General features: G+C 62.7%; 13 protein-coding genes and 1 pseudogene. 7 read left to right on the forward strand and 7 right to left on the reverse strand.

Features of this window, described 5'->3' with window-relative positions; all coding sequences use genetic code 11:
- The 5 genes and pseudogenes from DK261_RS33285 to DK261_RS01960 all read right to left on the reverse strand — a co-directional run.
- Positions 1-502, reverse strand: a pseudogene (locus DK261_RS33285) (hypothetical protein); the annotation flags it as partial.
- Positions 499-1,377, reverse strand: coding sequence for an endonuclease/exonuclease/phosphatase family protein (locus DK261_RS01945; protein WP_009046282.1), 879 nt, complete (start codon positions 1,375-1,377; stop codon positions 499-501). The pseudogene DK261_RS33285 and the gene DK261_RS01945, both read right to left, overlap by 4 nt.
- 13 nt (positions 1,378-1,390) lie before the next feature.
- Positions 1,391-2,020, reverse strand: a complete 630-nt coding sequence (locus DK261_RS01950; protein ID WP_009041530.1) for a thiol:disulfide interchange protein DsbA/DsbL — start codon at positions 2,018-2,020, stop codon at positions 1,391-1,393.
- A gap of 195 nt (positions 2,021-2,215) precedes the next feature.
- Entirely contained in the window at positions 2,216-2,821 is a 606-nt protein-coding gene (locus DK261_RS01955) for a cytochrome c (protein ID WP_009041529.1), read from the reverse strand.
- Between the two features lie 45 nt (positions 2,822-2,866).
- A complete protein-coding gene (locus DK261_RS01960) occupies positions 2,867-3,157 on the reverse strand; it encodes a cytochrome c5 family protein (RefSeq protein WP_009041528.1) in 291 nt (96 codons plus the stop codon).
- Between the two features lie 191 nt (positions 3,158-3,348).
- On the opposite strand from DK261_RS01960, the gene yihA reads away from it, so the two are divergent.
- Positions 3,349-3,990, forward strand: coding sequence for a ribosome biogenesis GTP-binding protein YihA/YsxC (gene yihA / locus DK261_RS01965; protein ID WP_009046280.1), 642 nt, complete (start codon positions 3,349-3,351; stop codon positions 3,988-3,990).
- Between the two features lie 424 nt (positions 3,991-4,414).
- On the opposite strand, the gene polA is transcribed toward yihA, so the two are convergent.
- A complete protein-coding gene (gene polA / locus DK261_RS01970; protein ID WP_110175217.1) occupies positions 4,415-7,219 on the reverse strand; it encodes a DNA polymerase I in 2,805 nt (934 codons plus the stop codon).
- A gap of 74 nt (positions 7,220-7,293) precedes the next feature.
- Between polA and DK261_RS01975 the strand changes: the two genes are divergently transcribed.
- Both DK261_RS01975 and DK261_RS01980 read left to right on the forward strand, forming a co-directional pair.
- Positions 7,294-7,581 carry a DUF2782 domain-containing protein gene (locus DK261_RS01975; protein WP_007924295.1) on the forward strand — a complete coding sequence of 96 codons (288 nt, stop codon included), beginning with the start codon at positions 7,294-7,296 and terminating at the stop codon, positions 7,579-7,581.
- A 62-nt stretch (positions 7,582-7,643) separates the two neighbouring features.
- Positions 7,644-8,594 (forward strand): homoserine kinase, encoded by a 951-nt coding sequence (locus DK261_RS01980; protein ID WP_016703912.1) that lies wholly within the window; start codon positions 7,644-7,646, stop codon positions 8,592-8,594.
- Between the two features lie 74 nt (positions 8,595-8,668).
- On the opposite strand, the gene DK261_RS01985 is transcribed toward DK261_RS01980, so the two are convergent.
- Positions 8,669-9,598: a zinc ABC transporter substrate-binding protein ZnuA gene (locus DK261_RS01985; RefSeq protein WP_028683572.1), complete on the reverse strand. Its 930-nt coding sequence runs from the start codon at positions 9,596-9,598 to the stop codon at positions 8,669-8,671.
- A 57-nt stretch (positions 9,599-9,655) separates the two neighbouring features.
- Between DK261_RS01985 and zur the strand changes: the two genes are divergently transcribed.
- From zur to DK261_RS02005, 4 genes are read left to right on the forward strand one after another with little or no spacing between them, the layout of a single operon-like run.
- A complete protein-coding gene (gene zur / locus DK261_RS01990) occupies positions 9,656-10,138 on the forward strand; it encodes a zinc uptake transcriptional repressor Zur (RefSeq protein ID WP_007924301.1) in 483 nt (160 codons plus the stop codon).
- Positions 10,138-10,923 (forward strand): zinc ABC transporter ATP-binding protein ZnuC, encoded by a 786-nt coding sequence (gene znuC / locus DK261_RS01995; protein WP_009046275.1) that lies wholly within the window; start codon positions 10,138-10,140, stop codon positions 10,921-10,923. Before zur ends, znuC begins: the two co-directional genes overlap by 1 nt.
- Positions 10,916-11,704, forward strand: a complete 789-nt coding sequence (gene znuB, locus DK261_RS02000; RefSeq protein WP_009046274.1) for a zinc ABC transporter permease subunit ZnuB — start codon at positions 10,916-10,918, stop codon at positions 11,702-11,704. The genes znuC and znuB overlap by 8 nt, the downstream gene beginning before the upstream one ends.
- A gap of 37 nt (positions 11,705-11,741) precedes the next feature.
- Entirely contained in the window at positions 11,742-12,455 is a 714-nt protein-coding gene (locus DK261_RS02005; protein ID WP_110175218.1) for a PA5502 family lipoprotein, read from the forward strand.
- Positions 12,456-12,616: the final 161 nt, after the last annotated feature.

Raw genomic sequence — 12,616 nt, forward strand, 5'->3', positions numbered from 1 at the left:
GCAGCAAACCTGGGCGGCTCGGCTCCGGGGGGCTCTCCAACTGGCTCAGCGCTTTGCCTTGCAGGCCGCTCAGTTCGCCCAGCAACAGTGGGATTTCCCGGGCCTGGCCGACGCGACCATCCAGCTGCTTGGCGAAGTTTTTCAGCGGCCGACTCACCTCGCGGGGCAACGGCAGCTTCTGCAACTGGCTGACCAGCGAAGTCAGGGCCGTGCTCATTTGCTCGATGCGCGTCTCGCGACGCTGCTCGGAATCCAGCACGGCTTTTTCCAGGCGTGGCAACAGGGCCGCCAAGGCCGCGTCCATATCGTCGGTGCGCACCACCTCGCGCATTTCCTTCATGCACTGGTCGACGGCGCGATCAGTCCCTTCGGCCGCCAGCGTGCTGCGCACCAGGCCACGGCGAAGCAGGTCGAGGCGGGCATTCCAGCGTCGCTCGAGTTTTTCCTGTTGTTCGATACTTTTGAGGTATTTCTCTTTCCAGCGCTGGGCGTCGTCGCTCATTCATGGGTTCCGCGAGGGGCAGGACTCAGCGCGGGCAATGCATCGGCCGTGAGCGAACCCGGCAGACGAATCTCTACCGCGACCGGCAGGTGATCGGAAATCGGTTGGGCCAGGACTTCGACCCGCTCCAGCGTCAGGCTGGAGCTGAGCAAAATATGATCAAGACAGCGTTGCGGGCGCCAGCTGGGGAACGTCGCTTCCAATTGCGGCGCCAGCAGACCGAGATCGCGCAACGGCGAGTGCTCCAGCAGATCGCTGGCATGGGTGTTCATGTCCCCCATCAGCACCTGATGCTTGTAGCCGCCGATCATCTCGCGGATGTAGGCCAGCTGCCGGGTGCGCGTACGGGCGCCCAGGGCCAGGTGCATCATCACCACCACCAACGCCTCGGGACCATCGCCGAAGCGCAGAAGGATCGCACCACGCCCCTTGGGGCCTGGCAGCGGATGATCTTCGATCGCCCAGGGTCGCAGGCGGCTGAGCACACCATTGCTGTGCTGGGCCAGGCGACCGAGGTTGCGATTGAGTTGTTGGTACCAGTAGGGGAAGGCGCCGAGCTGGGCCAGGTGCTCGACCTGATTGACGTAGCCCGAGCGCAGGCTGCCGCCATCGGCTTCCTGCAGGGCGACCAGATCGAAGTCGCCCAGCAGATCGCCGATCCTTTGCAGGTTGTCGGCGCGCCCGTTGTGCGGCAGCAGGTGCTGCCAGCCACGGGTCAGGTAATGCCGGTAACGTTCGGTACTGATACCGACCTGGATATTGAAACTGAGCAGCCGCAGACGGCTGTCTGCCGGCAGGCCGGAGGACGCCACATGGTGCTCGTTGACCCGCGGGTCATGCAGGCCAACGATGCGTTCCGTACCCCAACGTCGCATGGCAGGGGCTCGCTTACTTGGCCGCCCGCTCTTTGGCGATCAGCTGGTCGGCGACGCTCAGGGCACCTTCAGGACCACCGGCGGTGCCCAGGTCGAAGCGGTACTTGCCATTGACGACCATGGTCGGTACGCCGGAGATCTGATAGGCCTGGGCCTTCTTCTTCGCGTCCTCGACCTTGCCTTTGACGGCGAACGAGTTGTAGGTGCTCAGGAACTTGTCCTTGTCGACGCCTTCGCCGGCCAGGAACTCGGCCATTTCCTCTGGGGAAGCGAGTTTCTTGCCGCCATGGATGGCTTCGAATACGGCTTTGTGGACCTTGTGCTCGACACCCATGGCTTCCAGGGTGATGAACAGTTGGCCGTGAACGTTCCAGATACCGCCGAACATGGCCGGGATGCGTACGAAGTTGACGTCGGCCGGCAGTTTTTCAGCCCATGGGTTGATGGTCGGCTCGAAGGCGTAGCAGTGCGGGCAGCCATACCAGAACAGCTCGACCACTTCGATCTTGCCAGGCACCGCAACCGGAACGGCGCTGCTCAGCTCTACGTATTGTTTACCGGCTTCAAGGGGTTCGGCGGCTTGAGCGGTCATGCCAAACAGGCTGGCAGTGACGAGAGCGGCGCTGAGAATCAGATTACGCATGCTTTACTCCTGAACAAGTAAGGTCGCCTCGCGCGGCCTGTTCGCAGACAGGTCATGGCGGGGCTTGAGTTCGCTAGTGTAGCGGCAGACGCCATAAAAAAGGGCGGCCTGAGCCACCCTTTATGCTTTCATCGACAGATTAATCGATCATTAACGTTGCGCAAGATAGACCCTTTCGCAACATGATCGCCGGCCTCAGTGCAGGCCCTGGATGTAGCTGGATACTGCTTCGATGTCCTTGTTGCTCAGCTTGGCGGCGATGCTGCGCATGATCATGGTGTCGCCGTCGTTGGTGCGGTTGCCTTCGCGGAAGTCGGTCAACTGCTTGGCTACGTACTGAGCGTGCTGGCCACCCAGGTGCGGGAAGCCGGCGGCGGCGTTACCCGTGCCATTTGGCGAGTGGCAACCGGTGCAGGAAGGCATGCCTTGATCCAGCTTGCCGCCACGGAACAATTCTTCACCGCGAGCCACGACTTTCGGGTCTGCCGCGCCGACGCTGCCTTTCTGGCTGGCGAAGTAGGCGGAGAGGTCGGCCAGGTCCTGATCGCTCAGGTTGGTCAGCAGGCCGGTCATTTCCAGCACCTGGCGCTTGCCGGACTTGATGTCGTGCAACTGCTTGTTCAGGTAACGCTCACCCTGACCCGCCAGCTTTGGAAAGTTAGGCGCCATGCTGTTCCCATCCGGACCATGGCAAGCACCACATACGGCGGCTTTCGCCTGACCGGCAGCAGCGTCGCCTGCAGCATGGGCGACACCTGTGATGCCCAAGGTCAACAGCAGACTCACGAGTAATTTGTTCATCAGCTAATCCAACTACGGCTAAGGGTTAAGAGTTATGGACCGGGATCACTCGCTCATCCAAAGGATGATGGCTCGGTAATCCTCGGCACTGCAGTCCATGCACAAACCACGCGGCGGCATCGCCTTGAAACCCTGGGTCACGTGTTGCACCAGCGTCTCCATACCTTGCGCCAGCCTCGGCGCCCAAGCTCCCTGGTCCCCCTTGCGGGGAGCCGTTGGTAGTTGGCCGGAATGACAAGCCCCACAAACACGGTTGTACACAGCTTCCGGATCCTGTGTAGCCTGAGCGCTGTAAAGCGGTATCAGGACGCCGGCAGCCAGCAGCCATTTCGTCATAAAACGACCTTTTCAGGGTTGAGAGCGTGCTGCGTTCTAATGCGCAATCAAGGTCTATCGCTCTCGTGAACTTCATCCTACGCTGGGACAAAGCGCACACAAAATCTGCGGCATTATATACTGGCGTTACTGAAACGGAAACGACACCGCTCGCCGCGTCCATTCTCGGCACCGCCCCTATCGGAAATCCCATGCAACTGAAAAACCCCATTCTTGGTCTGTGCCAACAGTCCACTTTCATGCTCAGCGCCGCCAAAGTCGATCAATGCCCCGACGACGAAGGCTTCGAAGTGGCCTTCGCCGGGCGTTCCAACGCCGGCAAATCCAGCGCCCTGAATACCCTGACCCATGCCAGCCTGGCACGCACCTCGAAAACCCCGGGCCGCACGCAGCTGTTGAACTTCTTCAAGCTAGACGACGATCGCCGTCTGGTCGACCTGCCGGGCTACGGTTACGCGAAAGTACCGATCCCGCTCAAGCAGCACTGGCAGCGTCACCTGGAAGCCTACCTGGGCAGCCGCGAGAGCCTGAAGGGGTTGATTCTGATGATGGACATCCGCCATCCGATGACCGACTTCGACCTGCTGATGCTCGACTGGGCCGTCGCCAGCGGCATGCCGATGCATATCCTGCTGACCAAGGCCGACAAACTGACCTACGGCGCGGCCAAGAACACCCTGCTCAAGGTGCAGTCGCAAATCCGTAAAGGCTGGGGCGACAACGTCACCATCCAACTGTTCTCGGCGCCAAAACGCATGGGCCTGGAAGAGGCCTACACTGTACTGGCGAGCTGGATGGAACTGGCAGACAAAGGCGCCGAAATCGAAGTCTGAAAGACATAGATAAAACTGTCTGTGGAGTGATCAGGCAAGGCAAAAGCGCGGCTCGAAAGCGGAGTTTACTGGCTGTAAATGAGCATTTCGGGCCGCGCTTTTAACGCAGCATGATCGCGCCACAGGCAGTTTTAGGGCAAAAAAAAACCCCGGACTTCGTATGGGGAGGGGAAGTTCGGGGTCCAAGTTCCGGACCGCTAGGGCGGGGTCCAGATATCTGCCAACACTTAACACAACATAGGAGCATCGAAGGGCTTCACCAGCCATTCAGATACTCTGAGTGGGCTTTCGCCGATTAAGTTCCGGGAGGTTTCAAAAACTATTGGCAATAGTCGATGAAATTTTCCGCACTAATAGCTCTTCGCCAGCCTTCGCCAGCCTTCGCCGCGGCACTATGCCGCGGCCAAAGTGCTGCGTTCTCGCCTCAGTGCGCCTCATCCCAGTTACTGCCCACCCCGACCTCGACCAGCAGCGGCACATCCAGGGTCGCGGCCTTGCTCATGTAGCCGCGAATCTCCTCGCTTACCTGGTCCACCAAGTCTTCGCGCACTTCCAGCACCAGTTCATCGTGCACCTGCAGGATGACTTTGGCATCCAGGCCTGAGGTCGCCAGCCAGTTATCCACCGCCACCATGGCCTTTTTGATGATGTCGGCCGCCGTGCCCTGCATCGGCGCGTTGATCGCCGTACGTTCGGCGCCGGCGCGTTCCTGCGGCTTGTTGGAGTTGATCTCCGGCAGGTACAGGCGGCGCCCGAACAGGGTTTCCACATAACCCTGTTCCGCAGCCTGGGCGCGGGTGCGATCCATGTATTCGCGCACGCCGGGATAGCGGGCGAAGTAGGTGTCGATATAGGCCTTGGCGGTCTTGGTATCGACGCCGATGTCCTTGCCGAGTTTCTGCGCGCCCATGCCGTAGATCAGGCCGAAGTTGATCGCCTTGGCGCTGCGGCGCTGATCGGAACTGACGTCCTTGAGCTCGACCTTGAATACTTCGGCCGCGGTTGCCGTGTGCACGTCGAGGTTATTGCGGAAGGCATTCAGCAGCCCTTCGTCGCGGGACAGGTGCGCCATGATCCGCAGTTCGATCTGCGAATAGTCAGCCGCCAGCAGCTTGTAGCCAGGCGGCGCGATAAAGGCCTGGCGGATACGCCGGCCTTCGGCGGTGCGCACCGGGATGTTCTGCAGGTTCGGATCGCTGGAAGACAAACGCCCGGTAGACGCGACCGCCTGATGGTAGGAGGTGTGGATCCGCCCGGTACGCGGGTTGATCTGCTCCGGCAGGCGGTCGGTGTAGGTGCTCTTGAGCTTGCTCATGGAGCGGTACTGCATCAGCACCTTGGGCAGCGGGTAGTCGTCCTCGGCCAGCTTGGCCAGCACTTCTTCAGCAGTGGACGGCTGGCCTTTGGCGGTTTTCTTCAGCACCGGCAGGCCGAGCTTGTCATAGAGAATCACCCCCAGTTGCTTGGGCGAGCCGAGGTTGAATTCTTCGCCAGCGATCTCGAAGGCTTCACGCTCCAGCTCCACCATCTTGTCGCCGAGTTCGATGCTCTGCACACGCAGCAGGTCGGCATCCACCAGCGCTCCCTGGCGCTCGATCCGCGCCAGTACCGGCACCACGGGCATTTCGATATCGCTGAGCACGCTGGCCAGGCTCGGGATCGCAGCCAGTTTTTCATGCAGGACCTGATGCAGACGCAGGGTCACATCGGCGTCTTCCGCCGCATAAGGCCCGGCCTGCTCGAGGGCGATCTGGTCGAACGTCAGCTGCTTGGCGCCCTTGCCGGCGATGTCCTGGAAGCTCACGGTGGTGTGGCCCAGGTATTTCTCCGCCAGGCTGTCCATGTCGTGCCGGGTAGCCGTGGAATTGAGCACATAGGACTCGAGCATGGTGTCGAAGGCGACCCCGCGCACCGTGATGCCATTGGCCTGATCGCCGCCGATGGCGCAGTTGGCCAGGATGTTCATGTCGAACTTGGCGTGCTGGCCGACCTTAAGCTTGTTCGGATCTTCGAGAATCGGCTTCAGGGCCCGCAGGACGGTGTCGCGATCCAGTTGTTCCGGCACATCGATATAAGAGTGGGTCAGCGGAATATAAGCCGCTTCGTTGGCCTGCACGGCGAAGGACAACCCCACAAGCTGCGCCTGCTGGGCGTCGATACCGGTGGTTTCGGTATCGAAGGCGAACAGCTTGGCGTTCTTCAGTTTCTCCAGCCAGACATCGAAACGCGCCTGATCGAGGATGGTTTCGTACTGCGCTTCGACAACCACCGGCACTTCGATCTCGACTTCGACCTGAGTCAACAAGTCAGCCACCGGCTCAGAGGCGGCGACACTCAGCTCCAGGCGCTTGGCATCGCGCTGCAGCTCGTCGAGCCAGCTCTTGAACTCCAGCAGGCTGTACAGCTCGAGCAGTTTGTCGCGGTCCGGTTCGCCCAGGTGCAGGTCGTCCAGGCCGATGTCCAGCGGCACATCGACCTTGATGGTCGCCAACTGATAGGAGAGGAAAGCCATCTCCTTGTGCTCTGCGAGCTTGGCCGGCAGGGTCTTGGCCCCACGAATCGGCAGGCTCGGGACGATATCGAGCTGGGCATACAGCTCGTTCAGACCACCGTTGACCCCCACCAACAGGCCGGAAGCGGTCTTCGGGCCGATGCCCGGCACACCCGGAATGTTGTCGGAGGAGTCGCCCATCAGCGCCAGGTAATCGATGATCTGCTCGGGAGCGACGCCGAATTTCTCCTTCACGCCCTCCACGTCCATGCTGCTACCGGACATGGTGTTGACCAGCGTAATGTGCCCATCCACCAGCTGCGCCATGTCCTTGTCGCCAGTGGAGATCACCACCGGCCGGTCGGCCGCCGCGCTGCTGCGGGCCAGGGTGCCGATCACGTCGTCCGCCTCGACGCCCTCGACGCACAGCAGCGGAAAGCCCAGGGCGATCACGCTGGCGTGCAACGGCTCGATCTGCACCCGCATGTCGTCGGGCATGCTCGGGCGATTGGCCTTGTACTGGGCGTACATGTCATCGCGGAAGGTCCCGCCCTTGGCGTCGAACACCACGGCGAACGGACTGTCCGGGTACTGTTTGCGCAGACTCTTGAGCATGTTCAGCACGCCCTTGACCGCACCGGTCGGCATGCCTTTGGAAGTGGTCAAAGGTGGCAGCGCGTGGAAGGCGCGGTACAGGTAGGACGAACCGTCCACCAGGACGAGGGGGGCTTGGCTCATGAGCAGGATCAACCTTTTCGGCGGGTCCGGCGCTAGAATAGCGGGACCGTTGACGACAAAGGGACAAGGTTATCATGCGCACACTAAATCGCTTGCTGCTGGCCAGCCTGATTGCAATCGCGCCGATGGCCGTGATTGCGGCGGAAGATGCGCCATCGGCGGATCCGGAAGTGACCATTCGCACGGAAGGCGACAAGACCATCCAGGAGTACCGCCAGAACGGTTTCCTGTACGCCATCAAGGTCACGCCGAAGGTTGGCAAACCCTACTTTCTGGTACGCGCCGACGGTTCCGATGGCAACTTCATTCGTTCGGACCAGCCGGATATGCTGATTCCGGCGTGGAAAATTTTCGAGTGGTAAACCACTCCTAACTTCAACCGGCGCTGGCTCGACAGCGGCGCCCGTACTGGCAGTTTTTAACCATGTCTGTGTTTACTCCCCTGGCTCGGCCCGAGCTGGAAACCTTTCTCGCCCCTTACGGGCTCGGCCGCCTGCTTGACTTCCAGGGGATTGCCGCTGGTAGCGAAAACACCAACTTCTTCATCAGCCTGGAACAGGGCGAGTTCGTCCTGACCCTGGTCGAGCGCGGCCCGGTCCAGGAAATGCCGTTCTTCATCGAACTGCTGGACGTGCTGCACGACGCCGACCTGCCGGTGCCTTACGCCCTGCGCACCACCGACGGCGTGGCCCTGCGCGAGTTGGCCGGCAAGCCGGCGCTGCTGCAGCCGCGCCTGGCCGGCAAGCACATCAAGCAAGCCAATGCCCAGCATTGCGCGCAGGTCGGCGAGCTGCTCGCTCACCTGCACCTGGCGACCAAGGACAACATGATCAAGCGCAAGACCGATCGTGGCCTGGACTGGATGCAGGAAGAAGGCTCGCAGATGCTCTCGCATCTCGATCCGCAGGCGCGGGATCTGCTGCAGCGGGCGCTGGATGAAATCGCCGAACAGAAGGTGAAGATCCTCGCGCTGCCACGGGCCAATATCCACGCCGACCTGTTCCGCGACAACGCGATGTTCGAAGGCACGCACCTGACCGGGCTGATCGACTTCTACAACGCCTGCTCCGGGCCGATGCTGTATGACGTGGCGATTGCCCTGAACGACTGGTGTTCCGACGCCGACGGCCTGCTCGACGGCTCGCGCGCCCGGGCCCTGCTGGGCGCCTACGCGACCCTGCGCCCGTTCACCACCGCCGAGGCCGAGCTGTGGCCAACCATGCTGCGGGTGGCCTGCGTGCGCTTCTGGCTGTCACGCCTGATCGCCGCCGAGTCCTTCGCCGGACAGGACGTGCTGATTCACGACCCGATGGAGTTCCAGCTGCGCCTGGCCCAGCGCCAGCAGGTCAGCACGCCATTGCCGTTCGCCATCTGAAAGCATCGCGGGCAAGCCTCGCACCTACGATCCCCTGTAGGAGCGAGGCTTGCCCGCGATAGCGTCAACCGCCTTTACAACGATTCCAGGCAACCCGCCAGATCGTTGCCCAGCTTCTCCAACACCTGCTCGTACCCCTGCGCGGAGGCCGGGGTGTAGCCGCCCAGCGCATCGAGCTCCGCCAGCTTCACCGGCAAGCCCGCCACCAGGGTTTCGGCCAGGCGCGGGCGCAATGGCGGCTCGCTGAAGACACAGGTCTTGCCGACTTCCTGCAAGCGCATGCGCATCGCCGCTACATGCTGCGCGCCTGGCTGCACCTCGGCCGCGACGCTGAACACGCCCGCGTGCTTGAGGCCATAAGCGTCTTCGAAATAATCGAAGGCTTCGTGGAAGACGAAGTAAGGCTTGCCGGCGATTGGCGCCAGGCGGGTTTTCAAACGGGCATCCAGGGCATCCAGGCGTGCGTCGAAAGCCTTGGCGTTGCTCTGGTAACGCGCGGCGTTGGCCGGGTCCGCGGCGCTCAGGTCGGCCGCCATGCGGTCGGCGATGACCCGCGCGTTGACCGGCGACAGCCACAAGTGCGCATCGAGGCTGCCCGGACGATGATCGTGATCATGTTCGTCGGCTTCTTCAGCGTGCGAGTGGTTATCTTCGGCGAAATGACGGAGTTTCAGGCCTGGTAGGTCCTGCACCGCCAGCGATGGCAACGTGCGGCCCTTGAGCACCCGCGGCAGGAAGCTCTCCATGTCCGGGCCGATCCAGTACAGTAACTCCACCGACTGCACTTTGCGCACGTCGGAAGGGCGCAGCGCATAGTTGTGCGGCGAGGCACCCGGCGGCAGCAGAACCTCGGGCACGGCGATGCCATCCTGGACGGCGGCGGCGATCAATTGCAGGGGTTTGATGCTGGTCAGGACCCGGACCTCGGCCTGGGCCGAGCTGATCACGAACAAACTGGCGGTAAAAGCGACAAAAAGGGCAAAAAGTCGGGACACGATGACCACTCGAAGAGGCGAGAACGGGTAACATAATAACGTCTCTCACAATTATCGTCGCCGCTCATGCCTAAAACCCCCCTCGCCAGTCGCCCCCACGACCACTCTCACTGCGTGCACAGCGCGCTGTCCGAGGCCGATGCCCTGTGCGCGCGCCAAGGCCTGCGCCTGACCGCCCTGCGTCGGCGGGTGCTGGAGCTGGTCTGGCAAAGCCACAAGCCACTGGGTGCCTACGACATCCTCGCCGTGCTCAGCGAACAGGACGGTCGTCGCGCCGCGCCGCCAACCGTGTACCGCGCCCTGGATTTCCTCCTGGAAAACGGCTTGGTGCACCGCATCGCCTCGCTCAACGCCTTCGTCGGCTGCAACCACCCGGAACACGCGCACCAGGGCCAGTTCCTGATCTGCCGCGTCTGCCACGCCGCCATCGAGCTTGAACAGAAATCCATCAGCGACGCGATCATCAGCAGCGCCCGCGATGTCGGCTTTGTCGTCGAAGGCCAGACCGTTGAAGTGGTCGGCCTCTGCTCGGGTTGCCAGGGGGCTTGATGAGCACTGCCTTGATCCGCCTCGACCAGGTCGCGGTGACCTTTGCCGGGCAGAGCGTGCTGGACAACATCCAGCTCAGTGTCGAACCAGGACAGATCGTCACCCTGATCGGCCCCAATGGCGCCGGCAAGACCACCCTGGTGCGCGCCGTGCTCGGCCTGCTCAAGCCCGACAGCGGCAGCGTCTGGCGCAAGCCGAAGCTGCGGGTTGGCTATATGCCGCAGAAGCTGCACGTCGATCCGACCTTGCCGTTGTCGGTGTTGCGTTTCCTGCGCCTGGTGCCCGGCGTGGACCGCGCGACAGCCTTGGCCGCGCTGAACGAAGTCGGCGCCGAACAGGTGATCGACAGCCCGGTGCAGAGCATTTCCGGCGGCGAGATGCAGCGTGTGCTGCTGGCCCGCGCCCTGCTGCGCGAGCCGGAACTGCTGGTACTGGACGAGCCGGTACAAGGCGTGGACGTCGCCGGCCAGGCCGAGCTGTACAGCCTGATCACCCGTTTGCGCGATCGCCACGGCTGCGGTGTGCTGATGGTCTCCCACGACCTGCACCTGGTGATGAGCACCACCGACCAGGTGGTCTGCCTCAATCGCCACGTGTGCTGCTCCGGCCACCCGGAACAGGTCAGCGGCGACCCGGCCTTCGTCGAGCTGTTCGGCCAGAACGCGCCGAGCCTGGCGATCTACCACCACCATCACGACCACGCCCACGACCTGCACGGCTCGGTCGTCACCGGGGCCGCGGCCGGTCACGTTCATGTTCACGGAGATAGCTGCAAGCATGGCTGATTTTCTGTTCTACGCCCTGCTCGCAGGCCTGGCGCTAGCGCTGGTGGCAGGTCCCCTGGGATCGTTCGTGGTCTGGCGGCGCATGGCCTATTTCGGCGACACCCTGTCCCACGCCGCCTTGCTCGGCGTGGCCCTGGGCTTTCTGCTGGATGTCAGCCCGGCGGTGGCGGTGACCGTCGGCTGTCTGTTGCTGGCGGTGCTGCTGGTCACCCTGCAACAACGCCAGCCGCTGGCTTCCGATACGCTGCTGGGGATTCTCGCCCCCAGTACGCTCTCCCTCGGGCTGGTGGTACTAAGCTTCATGCATGACGTGCGGATCGACCTGATGGCCTATCTGTTCGGCGATCTGCTGGCGATCAGCCCCGGCGACCTGGCGTGGATTCTCGGCGGCAGCGCCGCGGTCCTGCTGCTGTTGGTGGCCCTGTGGCGGCCGTTGCTGGCGATCACCGTGCACGAGGAGCTGGCCAGGGTCGAAGGCTTGCCGGTGGCGTCGTTGCGCCTGGCGCTGATGCTGTTGATCGCGGTGGTGATCGCGGTGGCGATGAAGATCGTCGGGGTGTTGCTGATCACTTCGCTGCTGATCATCCCGGCGGCTGCGGCTCAACGTCACGCCCGTTCCCCGGAGCAGATGGCGCTGGGTGCAAGCCTGCTGGGCATACTCGCGGTCTGTGGCGGGCTGGCGTTGTCCTGGTTCAAGGACACCCCCGCGGGGCCGTCGATTGTGGTCACGGCGGCCGCATTGTTTCTGCTGAGTTTTGTCCTGCCCCGTCGAGGGGTGTAGACTTGCTCGCTTTTTGCGCAATTAGAGAGTCGCAGGAATGAAGCCGTTCGCCTCCCGTTATCTGCTCCTTGTCGCATTTTTCCTGCTGCTGGGCGCCTGCCAGAGCACGCCGCCGGCTGAAGTGCCCGACGCCCGCGCCACGGCCATCGCACAGCTGCAGCAAAATATCGCCAGCAGTGAACTGGCCACCGCCGAAGACCAGTTGAGCGCCTTGCAGGCCCAGTCGCCCAACGACCCGCAGCTCGAGCAATACCAGCGCCAGCTGGCCGAAGCCTACCTGCAGCGCAGCCAGATCGTGCTGCAAAAGGGTGATGTCAACGCCGCCGCCACAGCCCTGAGCCGCGCCCGCGCGCTGATGCCCAAGGCACCGGCCCTGACCGGTGGCGTCGATGGCGCCATCACCCAGGCCCGTAAAGCCGAGCTGGAAAAAGCCGAAGCCGCGCTCAAGGCCGCTGAAGCCCGGCCGCCAGCCAAGCTGATCGACCCGGCCGCCGAGAGCACCACCATTGCGCTGAACCTCAGCGATATCAAGCAACTGCGTCGGCAACTCGATGCGATCGCCGCCGATGTGGTGAATTACCAGTGCGACGTGAGCATCCAGGCGCCACGCACCGAGGATTACCCCTGGCTGAAGACCCTGCTGAGCAAGCGGGTGAAGAAGCTCGACGGTGAGTTCGACCTGCAGATCGAGCGGCAGATCCTGCGCCACGTCCCGGCACAGATGGTGCTGAGCCCGCGCAAGCCCCAATAAGCCCATCGCCCGCAAACCCGCGTCTGTAGGAGCAAGCGGGCGGCGATCCGACTTGCCCGCGATGAACGATAACGCGGTACTACAGATGACCGTGGCGTCCCCATCGCACGCAAGCTGTGCTCCTAAACAAACATCTCGCCGCAATCGCCTTGGGCTCCCGC

The sequence above is a fragment of the Pseudomonas sp. RW409 genome, from assembly GCF_003184125.1.
Classification (GTDB): domain Bacteria; phylum Pseudomonadota; class Gammaproteobacteria; order Pseudomonadales; family Pseudomonadaceae; genus Aquipseudomonas; species Aquipseudomonas chlororaphis_I.